Consider the following 14,058-nt stretch of genomic DNA (forward strand, 5'->3'; position numbering starts at 1 on the left):
CATTATTTTAGGAGGAAAATTATGAACAAATCTGAATTAGTAGCAAGCATTGCTGAAAGTGCTAACCTAACCAAAAAGGATGCTGAAAACGCATTAAACGGCTTTTTATCCGCTGTAGAAGGTGCACTATCTAAGGGAGAAAAAGTACAATTAGTTGGCTTTGGAACTTTCGAAGTACGTCAAAGAAAAGCTCGTGAAGGACGTAACCCAAGAAATCCAGAAGAAGTTATTAAGATTCCAGCAAGTAAAGCACCTGTTTTCCGTGCAGGAAAAGCTTTAAAAGAATCTGTAAATAAGTAAAAAAAAGCACTTGCCTAGCAAGTGCTTTTTTCTTAAGGAAAAGTTATGCGAATCGATAAATTTTTAAAAATATCTAGGTTAATTAAGAGAAGGACCGTGGCCAAAGAAGCTTGTGAAGGGGGCCGGGTCAAGATAAATGATAAGATAGCAAAACCAGGCGACGATGTTAAAATTGGCGATATCATTGAAATTTCTCTAGGCCAAGGAGAATTCAAGTGTCGGGTTGTAGACCTAAAGGACCACGTTGGAAAAAATGAAGCCCAGTCCTTGTATGAAAGTCTTTAAATGACTTGAATATTCCCATTAAACGTGTGATAATAGACTTGAATGGGTGATAGGATGAAAAATTCAAAAAAGGGAATTTTTTTGCTGGCTTTTAGTCTAGTCGTTTGTATAGGACTTACATACCGAGTGTATACATCGAGTAATCTACGCTATGACCGGGCAAAACAAATTGTCAAAAACGAGGAAAATATTCAAGGGCTCAAGAGTGAAATTAAGACCATTCACTCAGAAATAAAAGAGTCAAATTCAATGGATTATGTCGAACAAGTTGCACGTGAAGATTTAGGAATGGTCAAACCTAGGGAGATTATTTTTGTTGACGAAGGGGCCAAGGCTCCTGATCAAGAAAGTCAAGTAGAAGAAGGAGGAAATTAAAGCTTGTCAGTTAAAGTAAATGAGATTGTTGAAGGTGTAGTGACGGGGATCACTAATTTTGGTGCTTTTGTCCAAATTGATGAAGAGACCAGTGGCCTTGTCCACATTTCTGAAATATCGGATGAATATGTAGAAAAGACATCGGACTTTTTAGAAAGAGGCCAAAAGGTTAAGGTAAAAGTTGTCAATATTGACAAGAATGGAAAAATCGGTTTATCCATTAAAAAAGCCCAACCTCCTAAGAGTAATAATAAGCCTATGGACATCAATTGGCTGAAAAAGGATAATCAAAAAGACCTTTCCTTTGAAGACAAGATGGCCAAATTCTTAAAGGAAAGCAACGAAAAGATTGAATCTGTTCGACAAAGAAATAATAGCCGTGGCAATGGAAAATGGAGAAAGTAAAGAAAAAGTGATAGCTAGCTATCACTTTTTCTATTCGAGGGGAAAATGAAAAAAGTAATTGATGAAATTTTATCCCGAGACTACCTAGAAGAAGGGGATCGTTTAGTGGCTGGAGTCTCTGGTGGAGCGGATTCCATGGCCCTAGCCTGTATCCTATACGATCTCAAAGAATACCTATCTTATGACCTGGTTATCATGCACATCCATCACGGCTTAAGGGGCCAGGAAGCAGACCGGGATTTAAATTTTGTCAAGACTTGGGCCCAAGACCACCAACTTCCCTTTGTGGAAAAACACGTTAAGATGGACCAATACGCCAAGGACCACAAGCTGTCCTTGGAAGAGGCGGGGCGGATTCTACGAAGGCAGGCCCTGCTAGACCAGGCGGGAAAAGATGGTTTAGTTGCCTTGGCCCACAGTCAGGATGACCAGGCGGAAACTGTCCTACATAGGATTATTCGGGGAACAGGTCCTGATGGGCTCCAGGCTATGGTGGAAAAAAATGGCCCCATCCTTCGACCTCTTTTGAAGGTCTCCCGGAGGGAGCTGTTGGCTTATTTAAAAGAGAGGGGTCAAGATTATTGCATTGACTCTACAAACTTGGAAGATGACTATACGAGAAATTATATTCGTCACCATATTTTAAAGGAGTTAAAGGTTCTAAACCCACAAATCAAGGCCTCCTTGGGTCGTTTGGCAGACCTTTCAGCCCTGGACAAGGCTTATTTTCAAGAAGAGGTCCAAGCCCTTTACCAAAACTTGGTCCAAGAAGAATTGGACTATGGCCTTTTAGGAGTCCGGGATCTTGAAAAACTTCCACCGGCTTTACGTTTTCGACTTTATCGGGAAGTTTGCAGCCGCTATGGAAGCAAGGGGATGAAGGACCTGGCCTACAAGCACTTGCTGGCTATAGACCAGCTCTTGACCCTGCCATCTGGCAAGGGAATTGACATCCATGGTCTAAGATTGGAAAAAACCTATGACCAGGTAATTTTTTTCCAGGAAAAAATCTACCAGCCCTACAAGCTTCAAGAAGGAGACCAGGTTTGCGACTTTGGATTTTATGCTGTCAAGCCTATTGATGGGGAGGGGCCCAAGGGACTTTCCTGGAAAGCGGGAGAAGAGCTTTGGCTTAGACCTTGGGAAAAAGGGGACCGGATTCTTATGGAAGGAAAAAGGGTCAAGGTCAAGGAAATTTTTCAAGAAAAGAAGATTCCAAGACCTTTAAGAGAGCGAATCCCTATTTTAGTGGGTGAAGAGATTTATGCAGTGGCTGGTTGTTATAGTGACCATTGGGTAAAAGATGGTCCAAGGATACTTATCAGGAGAGGAAAGCTATGAAACACGAATTAGAAGACGATATTTTAGATATTTTAGTATCGAAGGAAGAAATCCAACAATATACAAAGGAAATTGCAGATAAGCTTACAGAAGATTACAAGGGAAGACGTCCCCTTTTAATTGGGATTTTAAAGGGAGCCTGCCCCTTCTTGTGCGACCTAATGCAAGCCATGCCCATTGATATTAGCCTAGACTTTATGTCTGTGTCCAGCTATGGGGCTAGTTCGTCCTCCACAGGAGAAGTTCGAATTTTAAAAGACCTAGACACCAGTGTCCAAGATCGAGAGATTATCATTGTTGAAGATATTATCGACTCAGGGAACACCCTCTTTTATTTGAAAAACCTCCTCTTGAGTCGGGGAGCTAAGTCTGTTGAGTTGGTGACTCTTTTAAATAAGCCCGATCGTCGGACTCGGAATATTGAAGTGAAATATATTGGTAAGTCTATTCCAGACCATTTTGTCGTAGGCTATGGCTTGGACTTTAATGAAACCTACCGGAACCTTCCCTATATTGGAATTTTGAAACCTGAGGTTTATTCATAAAGCCTAAGTTAGATAGACTGGTCTAAAGCACTGAATTCCGATATTGAAGCTTTTAAAGAAAATATGCTATAATAAGTAATATCGGAAAATAAGGAGGAAGACGATTGAAAAGAAGAGTTAGTGGGATGAGTTTTTACTTAATCCTACTTTTAATGCTACTCATAGCTTATAGGTTTATTAGTCCTCCCAGACAAGCCGTACCTGAAATGGACTATAATACCATGGTTACGAGCATACAAAAAGGGGACATAAAATCCATAGAAATTCACAACCGCATTGTCCGTGGAGTTACCAAGGAGGATAAGTCCTTCCAAGCCATCATACCAGAAGGGGCGGAAGACTCATTCTATAATAAATATGTTCAGCCTCAAGTGGAAAACTCAGCTTTAAAGGTAGTGGGGGTTCCTGAAGAAACCACATCCAAGTGGATTTCCATCCTACCCAGTCTACTACTTGTAGGGATGATGATTTTTTTCTGGTTTGTCTTTATGCAAAATGCCCAAGGTGGCGGTGGCGGCCGGATGATGAATTTCGGCAAGAGCAAGGCCAAACAGTTAAAGGACGACGAAATGAACCATGTCACTTTTGCAGATGTGGCTGGGCTTCATGAAGAAAAAGAAGAATTAGAAGAAATTGTTGATTTTTTAAAAAACCCAAGAAAATTTGTTAAAATGGGAGCCAGGATTCCCAAGGGAGTTTTAATGGTGGGCCCTCCAGGAACTGGAAAAACCTACCTATCTAAGGCTGTGGCTGGGGAAGCGAAAGTTCCCTTCTTCACCATCAGTGGATCTGATTTTGTTGAAATGTTTGTAGGAGTTGGAGCCAGTCGGGTTCGAGACCTCTTCCAAAATGCAAAGAAGATGGCCCCCTGCATCATCTTTATAGATGAAATTGATGCTGTCGGTCGTATTCGGGGTGCTGGTGTTGGTGGAGGTCATGATGAAAGAGAACAAACCCTAAACCAACTTTTAGTTGAAATGGACGGTTTTGGTACTAACGAAGGTGTTATTGTTATGGCGGCTACCAACCGGGCTGACATTTTAGACCCAGCCCTATTAAGACCCGGCCGTTTTGACCGAACCATTACCGTAGGTAGACCGGATATTCGAGGTCGAGAAGAAATTCTAGACATCCATGCCCGAAAAAAACCCCTGGCTAAGGATGTAGACTTAAAGGTTGTAGCAAAAAGGACACCGGGCTTTACTCCGGCAGACCTGGAAAACCTAATGAATGAAGCGGCTCTTTTGGCTGCCCGTCTCAATAAGCCCTCTATCACTATGGAAGACATTGAAGAGGCAAGCATCAAGGTCCAAGCAGGACCGGCCAAGAAGTCCAAGGTAGTTTCTGAAAAAGAAAGAAAGTTAACAGCTGTCCACGAAGCGGGCCATGCTGTAGTTTCTAGACTTTTACCCAACCACGATCCTGTCCACATGATTACCATTATCCCCAGAGGATCAGCTGGTGGTTTTACCGCCTATCTTCCAGATGAAGACCAAAGCTTTATGACTAAGGGACAAATGGAAGAACACCTGGTATCCTTATTGGGAGGACGGGTTGCAGAATCTTTAGTTCTAGATGATATTTCTACAGGGGCCAGCAATGACATTGAACGAGCCACAAAAATTGCCCGGGCCATGGTAACCCAATATGGAATGACCAAGGAGCTAGGTACCATTACCTATGGTACAGACGATGAGCAAGTTTTTATGGGGCGAGACTTTAGTCGGGGACGTCATTTCTCCGATGAAACTGCCAGCATGATTGACCGCCAAGTGCGGGCCATTATTGACCATGCTTATGAAACCTGTGAAAGATTGTTAAAAGAAAATATGGACAAGCTCTTAAGAGTTTCTGAAGCCCTTTTGGAAAGAGAAACCATCAATCGAAAAGAGTTTGAAGACCTATTCTTAGGTCAAGCTCAACCCAGCTATGATCCGGCTCAAGGAGATATCTTTAAAGATGAAGACATTTCTGAACAGGCCAAGGAAGCCTTAAAGGAAAGTGAAAAGAAGTCTGACGATAAGTTTGCTGGGGAAGAGGATCAAGAAGAAGAGTAAAAAGCACGCTTAGGCGTGTTTTTTACTTCCTGAGAATAAGCTATAAATAAGACCATATGATGAGAAAATTTTAGAGGATCTTATCTTTAGATAGGAGAAGGGAGGAAGCCATGAAACTTTGGATCCACCGTTTAAAAATTACATTTTTCAAAAATCGCATTCGATTAAGAAGGGGTATTTTAAGGACAAAAAAATCCTTGAGTCCCCATAGAAGAAAGGGACACAAGGTTAAAAGGGCTACAAAGGTCCTATTAAGAGCCCTAATGAAATAAAAGAGCCCCACAAGTTCTAATCAATCCCACCTGAATTCAGGAAGGGATAAGAACTTGTGGGGCTTTTCTTTTTTAGAATTGGTCCATGCCAGAGAAGCCAAGGAAGAGTAAAAGGCTTCCAACAAGGACAATTCCTACAATAATACTTATCATATGCTACCTACTTTCCGGACTTTATTTTTTCTTTGCAGTCGGGACATAGGCCAGTCAATTCAAACACGTGGCCTGTAATATCAAAACCTGTATCTTTACGGATGTAGTTGTCAAAGGCATCCATGGGACAATTTTCCAAAGCAGCTACTTTACCACACTTGGAACAGACAATATAATGGCGGTGTTCACCGGAATTATATTGGTAGTACATAATTCCATTTTGATAAAGCATTGATTTCAAGAGTCCCTTTTCAGATAGTTGGTTCAAGATACGATAGACAGTGGATAAACTGGAACATATCTCACGAGGAACCAAGTCATAGACTTGTTCAGCTTTCATGGGCTCATCTTTTCTTTTTTGCATGAGCTTTAGGACCTCTTTGCGACCTTTAGTGACCTTTAGGCCATTTTTTCGCAAGAGATCCTCTAAAAGATTTTCTGTCATATTAAATTACCCCCTTAGTGAAATCACTATATGGATATTATAAAACAAATAATAATCTTTTGCAATCTCTTTATAAAAGGAAATTGTCCAAAAGCTGGGTCCATGTTACAATAAGGGGGGAGGTATCTAAATGAAAAAAACAAATGCAATGAGAAAACTAGAAGAGCTAAAAATCGACTACCAGGCCATTGAGTATGATGCAAATACTGAGGTGGACGGAGAAGTCATTGCCAGTGTTGTTCATGAGGATCCAAAACATGTATATAAAACTCTAGTTATTGAAGGGGTCCAAGATCATGCCTACTATGTCTTTTGTATCCCAGTAAATGATCACTTGGACTTAAAAAAAGCAGCCCGGCTTACAGGAGAAAAAAAGCTAGATATGCTGGCTATGAAAGACCTGCGAGCTGTTACAGGTTATATTCGAGGTGGGGTCAGTCCCCTGGGGATGAAGAAGGACTTTCCGACCTTTATCCAGGAAATCCAGGAGGGCCCTATTTGTATTAGTGCTGGTAAAAAGGGAATGCAAATTAAGCTGGATCCAAGAGAGCTTGTAGAAAAATGCGGTTTTTCTTGGGGAGATATTGTAAAGGAGTAGACCATGAATCAGAATTTAAGAGAGTGGTTGGAAGATTCTAGGATTGATGCTAGGACTAAAGAAGCGATTGACAGGATGTCTCCAGAGGAAAGGGAAGATGCCTTTTATCAAAAATTGACCTTTGGTACAGCTGGTCTAAGGGGGAAATTAGGACCTGGTAGCAACCGAATGAATACCTATACTGTAGGCTTGGCTGTGGAGGCCCTGGCTCAATTTTTACAAGAAAAGGGCTATGAGGATCAATCTGTAGTCATCGGCCATGACACCCGCCACCAAAGTGATACTTTTGCCCGGGAGGCAGGAAAAATTTTACAGGCCCATGGTATCCGGGTTTATTTATTTAAAATTCCTGTACCAACGCCACTTTTAGCCTATAGTGTCCGGGATTTAAAGACATCGGCTGGTATTATGATTACCGCTAGTCACAATCCTAAAGAATACAATGGTCTTAAGGTCTACAATAACAAGGGGATTCAAATTGATGCTTCTTGGGCAGATGGAATTTTAGAGAAGATGAACCAACTGTCTTTTGGAGATGTAAAAAAATCTCAGGAAGAAGATTTTTCTTTGGTTCCTGAAAAGACCATAGAATCCTATTTTGCCAAGCACCTAAAGAGACAGTTAAGGGACGATATCAATAAAGATTTTTCCATTACCTACACCCCTTTGAATGGGGTGGGCAATCTTTTTGTCCGTCATATCCTAGAGAAGAGAGGCTTTAAGAAGGTCCAAGTGGTCAAGGTTCAAGAAAAGCCTGATCCTGATTTTACCACTGTAGGCTATCCTAATCCGGAAAATTTTGCAGCCTTTGACTGTGCTATCCAACAGGCGGACCAAGAGGGAAGCTCTTTTATTTTGGCCACAGATCCAGATAGTGATAGGGTGAGCCTGGCCATTAAGCATGATGGAGAATGGATTCATTTAAATGGCAACCAAATCGGTGCTCTTTTGATGGATTATATCCTCCACGAATTAGACAGGCAAAATCGTTTACCCGAAAGGCCGGCTGTGGTTAAGAGCATCGTAACAGGAGACTTGGGCTTTGAAGTGGCCAAAGAGTTAGGCCTGGAAAGATTCAATACCCTAACAGGCTTTAAAAATATTTGTGCGCCAGCTGTGGATTGGGAAGAAAATGGAGACTACACTTTTGTCTTTGGTTATGAAGAAAGCATAGGCTATATTTATGGCAATGATGTTTTTGATAAGGATGCCGTTATTATTTCTATGATCTTGTGTGAAATGGCGGCCTATTATGATAGTCAAGGCCGGGACCTCTATGACCAATTGCTGGATCTCTATGCCCGGTATAAACCCCACAGGGAGCTTCTCTACAGTATTATTTATGAGGGCCAGGAAGGTTTAGAGACCATGGGGCGGATTATGGATGGGTTAAGGAAGGATCCTTTGACCCAAATTGGCCAAGAAGAGGTGGGAGAAGTGATTGACTACCTCCATGGCCAAAAAGGAAAAATTGACCTGGCACCACAAAACCTAATCCAATATGTCTTAAAAGACCGTGGAAAAATTTTCTTCCGGCCTTCTGGAACGGAACCGAAATTAAAGATTTATATTTATCTAGTAGATGATGACTTAGAAGTTGCCGATAAACGCTTAGAGGCTATTCAGGAAGATTTGGCAAGCCTTTTTAAAGAAATTGAGGAAGCCCAATGATTTTAATCTTTGAAGCCAGCCCAAAATTAGTGACCCAGTACAAGATGGATCCTGTAAAAATGGGCCAGGTTAACCAATTTAAGGACAAGTTTGTAGACATTGCTTCTCCAGGAGTTTTGGCAGCTCGAATTTTCAAGCAACAGGATGAAAAGCCCCTGCTCCTAGCCCCTATTGGAGGGAAGATTGGTCAAAAAATCAAGGAAATTGCCAAGACTGAAAAGCTGGGTCTAGTGGATATTGATTTTCGAGATGAGTCCATGGAGGAGGTTAGGCTGGGCCTAGAAGACCCTCTAATCCTTCAATCCAGACCAGCTCGGGTGACCCAAGAAGAGTTTAACCGACTTTTTTCAACCCTAGCCAGCTACCAGGAGGAGGTAAAAAACTTCTTACTACTAGGAGCTTCAGAATCTATTGAAGAAAAGTATCCTTATTTAATCAAGAAGTCTTACGATTTGGGTCATCCTGTCTTTGTTTGCTTGGAGGGAAGGATTCAAGACTGTATCAAGGAAAAACCCTATAGCCTGGTTTGTAGCAAGGACCAGTTGGAAGATTACAGTGGCTTAAAGTGTAATTTTACCCATGAGGTCATCCAGGCCGGCAAGATGGTTTTAGCGGCAGGAGTGAGGGAGCTTTTTATTGGGGGCAGTGGAAAAACCTCCATCTATATGAGGGACCATTCCTACTGGACTATCCAATCCCAAGACTTGACCCGGCAAGACCTAACCCTAATTACCATTGGCCTATCTGGAGCCTATGAAAAGAAATACGACTTGGAGATGGCCCTGAAATTTGCCAGGGGGCTAGGAGCTTTTGACAGCCAGGTTGTGAATCAAATTGACCTGGCTGACTTAAAACAAAAGATGAAAGACCTATCGATCAAGGAGGGAAAATTTGAATAATCGCTGGAAATTAAAAAGAGAAGACTGCCTACTTTTGGCTGTGGATTTTCAAGACCGTTTGATTCAAGGGATGTACAATCCAGAAGAGTTCATGAAGGAAAACCAAACCTTAGTACAGGGGTGTAGAATATATGGTGTCCCCATCCTCTTTACAACACAATATAAAAAGGGTCTTGGAGAGCTTTCGGAATCCATAGGTCAATATGCAAAAGATGCCAAAAGAATTGATAAAAACGGATTTAGTGTTTGGACCCAAGAGGAAGTCCAAGAAGAATTAAAGAGGCAGGGAAAGAAGCAAATTATCGTTACGGGAATGGAAAGCCATATTTGTATCTTGGCTTCTGTCAGAGATTTGATTGATGCAGGCTACGAGGTCTTCCTTCCTAGAGATTGCGTTTCTTCAAGAGATCCCATGCGCTATACCAATGGTTTAGACCAAATGAGAGAATATGGGGCTGTTATTAGTAATACCGAGTCCATCTTATTTGAAATAGCTAGGGTAAGTGGGACGCCGGAATTTAAAGAAATGCAAAAGTTAATTAAATAGGTGGCTTGGGCCATCTATTTTTAGATGGAGAAAAAAATGAAACTTGTGCACAGTGCAGATTTACACTTGGGAAGGGCTTTTTCAAGCCTGACTAGTCAAATGGCAGAAATTCGCCGGGAAGAGCTTTGGCTGGCCCTGGAAAACCAGGTGGCCTATTGCTTGGACCAGGGGGTTTCCTATCTCTTATTGACTGGGGATATCTTTGAACAAGACTATACTGGCTATTTTGATTTAAAGCGCTTTGCCTCCATTGTCTCTCCTATAGACCATGTCATTGTAATTAAGGGCAACCATGACTATAGGTTGGGAGCCATTGAAGGTGAAAACATCCACTTGATAGACGATATAGAGATCTTGGAATTTCCAAAGGACCACCTGACGGTCTATGGCCTTTCTTGGACAGGCCCCCTAGAACCTGATTTAAGTCGTCTCAGGGACCTGGACGTCCTAGGAGATGGTTACAAGGTCTGCCTATTACACGGAGACTTCCAGGCCAGTGACTTTCAAAAGGCGGAAGATTTTTTTAAGAAGATGGACTATGTGGCCTTAGGCCATATCCACAAGGCTGGCCAACTGACAGACCGGGCCTACTATCCAGGGTCACCAGAACCCTTAGATATTTCAGAAGAGGAAGACCATGGATTTTTAAAGGTAGACTTGAGACCCCTAAGGGTTGAAAAAATTTCTAAGGCCAAAAGAAAATGTCATCGACTGGTCCTAAAAGATGAGGACTCTTATCCCAGTCATTGGAGTGAAAAATATGGCTTAAATCAAGAAGACTTTTATGAATTGACCCTAGTAGGGGCCAAAAAGTTGGACTTAAATGAGAAATTAATCCAGAGCTTTTTCCATAAAAATTCCTACCAGGTAAAGATTATAGACCAAAGAGAAAAGCAGGAGGAGGCTCTTGATTTTATGGAAAGGGAAGATATCTTGGGAGACCTCTATCGAAGTTTATCCAAGGAAGAAGGTCCCCTAGGCCACCGGGCCCGAGAGCTTTTTATCGATCTAACAAAGGAAGTCCTATGAAGATAAAAAAACTAGACCTATGGTCTTTTGGAAAATTTCATAAAAAAAGTTTGGACCTGAAAGAGGGAATAAATGTAATTTATGGGCCCAATGAATCAGGCAAGTCCACCATCCACCAATTTATTTTGGGCATGTTTTACGGTTTTAATAAGTATTGGACCAAAAGTCACAGCTACCGCCAGGAACAAGACCTCTATGCTCCCTGGTATGGCCAACAATATGCAGGGGCCATTGAGTTTGAAGATGGAGGTCTTGTCTATCGGGCCGAAAGAGACTTTAATAAGAAGCAAGAAGACTTGAAGCTTTTTAATTTAACAGAAAACAGTAAAGTGGACCATGTGGACTTATACCAGGGATCCAGAACACCCAATATGGGAAATTACTTTTTGGGAATGAATGAAAAACTCTTTCGAGAGGTCTATTTTATCCCCCAATTAGCCCTGGAGCAAAAAGATATTGAGACCAATGACCTCTTAAACTTTTTTTACCAGGTCAACTACCAACAATCCAACAGCCAGCTAGGAGCCTTTCAAAAGGCTATCCGGGAAAAGATAGACTCTTATGGGACAGAGGGCCAGTCTCGATCTATATTGGGGTCAAAAATTAAAGAAATTCAAGACCTAGAAGATTTGGAAAACAAGCTTAAGCTTAGCCTCTACCAAGACTATGGCAAGCGAGATGAATTTGAAAAGTTGAAAAGGGAAGAAGAAGAGGTCCGGGAAGCAATCCAAGACTTGGAAAAACAGCTAAGGATCCTAGAGCACCAGGAGGAAGGTCCTGGACGGGCCAGACGGATGTATGAAATCAAACTGACCTATCTGAAAAAGAAAGAGGAAGCAGAAGGTTACCAGACCCAGTTGGGTCGCCTTCGTCAGGCAGAAGACCGGTATAGGGAAAGGGACCGGGCTGTAGTTAGACAAGTTGGCCTACTTAAGGGTCTACCCCTGGTTTTTGCCCTGGCTTTTCTAGCCCTATTTTTGGGTCAAGGCGTTCTATCAAAAAAAGTCATGATGCTAGTGGGATGTTTTCTGGTCTTTTTAGGTCTAGGATCCTATCTTTTAGGGCACTTTTTGCAAACAAGGCTAGAGGACTATTATGGAATTCCCTATTCCCAAATCAGACAAGACCTGGTTAAAAATAGACCAGGCAAGGATAAAGAGCTGGAGAAAATAAAAAGGGCCTATTCAGCCTGCTTGGAAGAAATGGAGTTCCTAGAAAACCAATACCCCTACCTGATTGAGGAAGGGGGACTAGTTATGGAAAATTCCAAGCTAAGAGAGGCAACCAGGCTCAACCGACAAGTTATGGATCGAATGGATGAAAGAACAAGACTTCTGGGAAAGATCAAAGACTATGAGCACATCTTTCAAGATGAAGAGAGAAAGATGCAAAGACTTCAAGAGAGTGTAGAAAAAAGACAAAGACTAGAAGAAGATGTGGCTGATATTCGGAAGGATATTGGGGCCTTAAAGAAGATACAAGAAAAACTCCAAGACCTTTTAAGCCAGCGACAAAGGGTGGACCAGGACCAGGTTTTTGAAAGAGCATCAAGCTATTTAAACCATCTAACCCAGGGTCGCTATGTGAGAATCCAGGGGCTGGCTGAAAAGGTGGAAGTCCAGATGAAGGATGGACCTACCATTCCCTATAAGTACCTATCCCAGGGAGGCAAGGACCAGGTCTTTTTGGCAACTAGGTTGGCCATGGCCGACTGTTTAAATACAGGAATGTTTATTGCCTTGGACGATAGCTTCAACCACTTTGACCAAGACCGTTTGGCCTTGGCTTGGGACCTATTGGCTGACTTAAGTCAAAGACATCAGATTATTTATTTTACAAGTCGTAGGGAAGAAATTCCAAACCTTCCCTGCCATAAAATTTATTTAGGAGGTGTGGATGAGTAAGATTTGGGCTATTGGAGATTTACACTTAGACCATACAAAAGATAAGAGCATGGATATTTTTGGCCAGGACTGGAAGGACCATGATCAAAAAATTTTCGATTATTGGGAAAATCATGTAGGCAAGGAAGACTGGGTTTTGATTCCCGGGGATATTTCTTGGGCCTTGAAGTGGGGAGAAGTCTTTCAAGACCTCAAGGCTCTGGACCAACTTCCGGGGGAAAAAGTCCTATCCAAGGGCAACCACGACTACTGGTGGACCAGCTTGAAGAAAATGAATGAGGCAAACTTCAAAAGCCTCCACTTCATTCACAACACGGCCATCCAAATCCAAGAGGGCCTTTATGTAGCAGGAAGTCGGGGCTGGATTCCTAGGGATGCAAAAGATTTTGACGACAAGGATGAAAAAATATCTCTGAGAGAAAACCAACGATTGAAAAATTCCCTAGACCAGGTTCCTCCGGGCAATGACATTATTGCCATGATCCACTATCCACCGCTTTTACAAAGTTTTGAAGATTCTGCCTATACAAAAACTCTCCAGGACTATCCTGTAAAACTTTGCCTTTACGGTCACCTCCATGGGGCTGGGCACCGTTTTATCTATGAGGGCCAAAAGTCAGGGATCCAGTACACTTGTGTAGCAGCAGACTATTTAAATTTTCAATGTAAGGAGATTCTATGGAAAGAGAAATAGAAGTCAAACTATTGGGTTTAGATGTTGACCAACTGGAAGAAAAGTTAAAAAAATTAGGGAGGGACTTTTTAGGAGCAGAAGAGCAAAGAAACATCAATATTTGGTCCACAAGGCAATATTGGCCCCAAGACCAAGGTTATCTGCGCCTTAGAACCATCAAGACTGACCAAGGAGAGGTCCATGAGTTTACCTTCAAAAAGCAAGTCTCCAACCAAGGGGTCCGGGACAATTATGAATACACCACCCATATTGACAATCCCCAGGCCTTAATGGAGATTTTAAAGGCAACGGGTTTTGATCGCTTTGATACAGGCTATAAGAAAAGACGGAGCTATATTTATAAAGACTGCCGTTTTGATTTTGACCAATGGGACCCAGAAACCTATCCCAAAGCCTATGTAGAAATTGAAGCCCCGAGTCGAGAAGCCCTGTACCAAATGTTGGACCAATTGGAGATTCCTAGGCATGCCGTCTCCACCCTGTCCATTGCCCAGTTAAAAAGTTTGGTGAAAAAATAAAATAAAGAGTGACATAGACA

Annotated in this window: 17 protein-coding genes; 16 read left to right on the forward strand and 1 reads right to left on the reverse strand. The window is 42.0% G+C overall.

What is annotated here, in order from left to right; genetic code table 11:
- The first annotated feature begins 21 nt into the window (after positions 1 to 21).
- From hbs to CS898_RS09845, 8 genes are all read left to right on the forward strand, one after another.
- Complete coding sequence (gene hbs / locus CS898_RS08815; protein ID WP_009430487.1) at positions 22 to 300, forward strand: non-specific DNA-binding protein Hbs; 279 nt, start codon at positions 22 to 24, stop codon at positions 298 to 300.
- Positions 301 to 345: 45 nt separating this feature from the next.
- Positions 346 to 585, forward strand: coding sequence for an RNA-binding S4 domain-containing protein (locus tag CS898_RS08820; RefSeq protein WP_009432025.1), 240 nt, complete (start codon positions 346 to 348; stop codon positions 583 to 585).
- Positions 586 to 639: 54 nt separating this feature from the next.
- Complete coding sequence (locus CS898_RS08825; protein WP_099208862.1) at positions 640 to 960, forward strand: FtsB family cell division protein; 321 nt, start codon at positions 640 to 642, stop codon at positions 958 to 960.
- 3 nt (positions 961 to 963) lie between these two features.
- Entirely contained in the window at positions 964 to 1,365 is a 402-nt protein-coding gene (locus CS898_RS08830; protein WP_009430048.1) for a S1 RNA-binding domain-containing protein, read from the forward strand.
- Positions 1,366 to 1,410: 45 nt separating this feature from the next.
- Positions 1,411 to 2,706: a tRNA lysidine(34) synthetase TilS gene (gene tilS, locus CS898_RS08835; RefSeq protein ID WP_009430665.1), complete on the forward strand. Its 1,296-nt coding sequence runs from the start codon at positions 1,411 to 1,413 to the stop codon at positions 2,704 to 2,706.
- Positions 2,703 to 3,251 carry a hypoxanthine phosphoribosyltransferase gene (gene hpt, locus CS898_RS08840; protein WP_009430222.1) on the forward strand — a complete coding sequence of 183 codons (549 nt, stop codon included), beginning with the start codon at positions 2,703 to 2,705 and terminating at the stop codon, positions 3,249 to 3,251. The genes tilS and hpt overlap by 4 nt, the downstream gene beginning before the upstream one ends.
- 104 nt (positions 3,252 to 3,355) lie before the next feature.
- Positions 3,356 to 5,308, forward strand: coding sequence for an ATP-dependent zinc metalloprotease FtsH (gene ftsH / locus CS898_RS08845; RefSeq protein ID WP_099208863.1), 1,953 nt, complete (start codon positions 3,356 to 3,358; stop codon positions 5,306 to 5,308).
- A gap of 110 nt (positions 5,309 to 5,418) precedes the next feature.
- Positions 5,419 to 5,580 carry a hypothetical protein gene (locus tag CS898_RS09845; protein WP_159459155.1) on the forward strand — a complete coding sequence of 54 codons (162 nt, stop codon included), beginning with the start codon at positions 5,419 to 5,421 and terminating at the stop codon, positions 5,578 to 5,580.
- 160 nt (positions 5,581 to 5,740) lie between these two features.
- Here CS898_RS09845 and CS898_RS08850 read toward each other — a convergent pair whose 3' ends face one another.
- The gene (locus tag CS898_RS08850; RefSeq protein ID WP_099208864.1) at positions 5,741 to 6,178 is read right to left on the reverse strand and encodes a Fur family transcriptional regulator; all 438 of its coding nucleotides are present in this window, start codon (positions 6,176 to 6,178) and stop codon (positions 5,741 to 5,743) included.
- A gap of 130 nt (positions 6,179 to 6,308) precedes the next feature.
- Here CS898_RS08850 and ybaK point away from each other — a divergent pair, with 130 nt between their 5' ends.
- From ybaK to CS898_RS08890, 8 genes are read left to right on the forward strand one after another with little or no spacing between them, the layout of a single operon-like run.
- Entirely contained in the window at positions 6,309 to 6,776 is a 468-nt protein-coding gene (ybaK, locus tag CS898_RS08855) for a Cys-tRNA(Pro) deacylase (protein WP_009430522.1), read from the forward strand.
- 3 nt (positions 6,777 to 6,779) lie between these two features.
- Complete coding sequence (locus CS898_RS08860) at positions 6,780 to 8,447, forward strand: phospho-sugar mutase (protein ID WP_099208865.1); 1,668 nt, start codon at positions 6,780 to 6,782, stop codon at positions 8,445 to 8,447.
- Positions 8,444 to 9,346, forward strand: a complete 903-nt coding sequence (locus CS898_RS08865; protein WP_099208866.1) for a hypothetical protein — start codon at positions 8,444 to 8,446, stop codon at positions 9,344 to 9,346. Before CS898_RS08860 ends, CS898_RS08865 begins: the two co-directional genes overlap by 4 nt.
- Complete coding sequence (locus tag CS898_RS08870; RefSeq protein ID WP_099208867.1) at positions 9,339 to 9,893, forward strand: isochorismatase family protein; 555 nt, start codon at positions 9,339 to 9,341, stop codon at positions 9,891 to 9,893. Before CS898_RS08865 ends, CS898_RS08870 begins: the two co-directional genes overlap by 8 nt.
- A 36-nt stretch (positions 9,894 to 9,929) precedes the next feature.
- Positions 9,930 to 10,922, forward strand: a complete 993-nt coding sequence (locus CS898_RS08875; protein ID WP_159459156.1) for a metallophosphoesterase family protein — start codon at positions 9,930 to 9,932, stop codon at positions 10,920 to 10,922.
- Positions 10,919 to 12,826 carry an ATP-binding protein gene (locus CS898_RS08880; protein ID WP_099208869.1) on the forward strand — a complete coding sequence of 636 codons (1,908 nt, stop codon included), beginning with the start codon at positions 10,919 to 10,921 and terminating at the stop codon, positions 12,824 to 12,826. The genes CS898_RS08875 and CS898_RS08880 overlap by 4 nt, the downstream gene beginning before the upstream one ends.
- A complete protein-coding gene (locus tag CS898_RS08885) occupies positions 12,819 to 13,520 on the forward strand; it encodes a metallophosphoesterase (protein WP_099208870.1) in 702 nt (233 codons plus the stop codon). The genes CS898_RS08880 and CS898_RS08885 overlap by 8 nt, the downstream gene beginning before the upstream one ends.
- Positions 13,505 to 14,038, forward strand: coding sequence for a class IV adenylate cyclase (locus CS898_RS08890; protein WP_099208871.1), 534 nt, complete (start codon positions 13,505 to 13,507; stop codon positions 14,036 to 14,038). The genes CS898_RS08885 and CS898_RS08890 overlap by 16 nt, the downstream gene beginning before the upstream one ends.
- Positions 14,039 to 14,058 lie beyond the last annotated feature (20 nt).

The sequence above is a fragment of the Urinicoccus timonensis genome, from assembly GCF_900232945.1.
Taxonomy (GTDB): domain Bacteria; phylum Bacillota; class Clostridia; order Tissierellales; family Peptoniphilaceae; genus Urinicoccus; species Urinicoccus timonensis.

What these genes read in the sequence shown, in the direction of transcription:
- hbs (WP_009430487.1), top strand. Translation starts at nt 22, where the DNA reads ATGAACAAATCTGAATTAGTAGCAAGCATTGCTGAAAGTGCTAACCTA.
- CS898_RS08820 (WP_009432025.1), top strand. Translation starts at nt 346, where the DNA reads ATGCGAATCGATAAATTTTTAAAAATATCTAGGTTAATTAAGAGAAGG.
- CS898_RS08825 (WP_099208862.1), top strand. Translation starts at nt 640, where the DNA reads ATGAAAAATTCAAAAAAGGGAATTTTTTTGCTGGCTTTTAGTCTAGTC.
- tilS (WP_009430665.1), top strand. Translation starts at nt 1,411, where the DNA reads ATGAAAAAAGTAATTGATGAAATTTTATCCCGAGACTACCTAGAAGAA.
- hpt (WP_009430222.1), top strand. Translation starts at nt 2,703, where the DNA reads ATGAAACACGAATTAGAAGACGATATTTTAGATATTTTAGTATCGAAG.
- CS898_RS09845 (WP_159459155.1), top strand. Translation starts at nt 5,419, where the DNA reads ATGAAACTTTGGATCCACCGTTTAAAAATTACATTTTTCAAAAATCGC.
- CS898_RS08850 (WP_099208864.1), bottom strand. Translation starts at nt 6,178, where the DNA reads ATGACAGAAAATCTTTTAGAGGATCTCTTGCGAAAAAATGGCCTAAAG.
- ybaK (WP_009430522.1), top strand. Translation starts at nt 6,309, where the DNA reads ATGAAAAAAACAAATGCAATGAGAAAACTAGAAGAGCTAAAAATCGAC.
- CS898_RS08860 (WP_099208865.1), top strand. Translation starts at nt 6,780, where the DNA reads ATGAATCAGAATTTAAGAGAGTGGTTGGAAGATTCTAGGATTGATGCT.
- CS898_RS08865 (WP_099208866.1), top strand. Translation starts at nt 8,444, where the DNA reads ATGATTTTAATCTTTGAAGCCAGCCCAAAATTAGTGACCCAGTACAAG.
- CS898_RS08875 (WP_159459156.1), top strand. Translation starts at nt 9,930, where the DNA reads ATGAAACTTGTGCACAGTGCAGATTTACACTTGGGAAGGGCTTTTTCA.
- CS898_RS08880 (WP_099208869.1), top strand. Translation starts at nt 10,919, where the DNA reads ATGAAGATAAAAAAACTAGACCTATGGTCTTTTGGAAAATTTCATAAA.
- CS898_RS08885 (WP_099208870.1), top strand. Translation starts at nt 12,819, where the DNA reads ATGAGTAAGATTTGGGCTATTGGAGATTTACACTTAGACCATACAAAA.
- CS898_RS08890 (WP_099208871.1), top strand. Translation starts at nt 13,505, where the DNA reads ATGGAAAGAGAAATAGAAGTCAAACTATTGGGTTTAGATGTTGACCAA.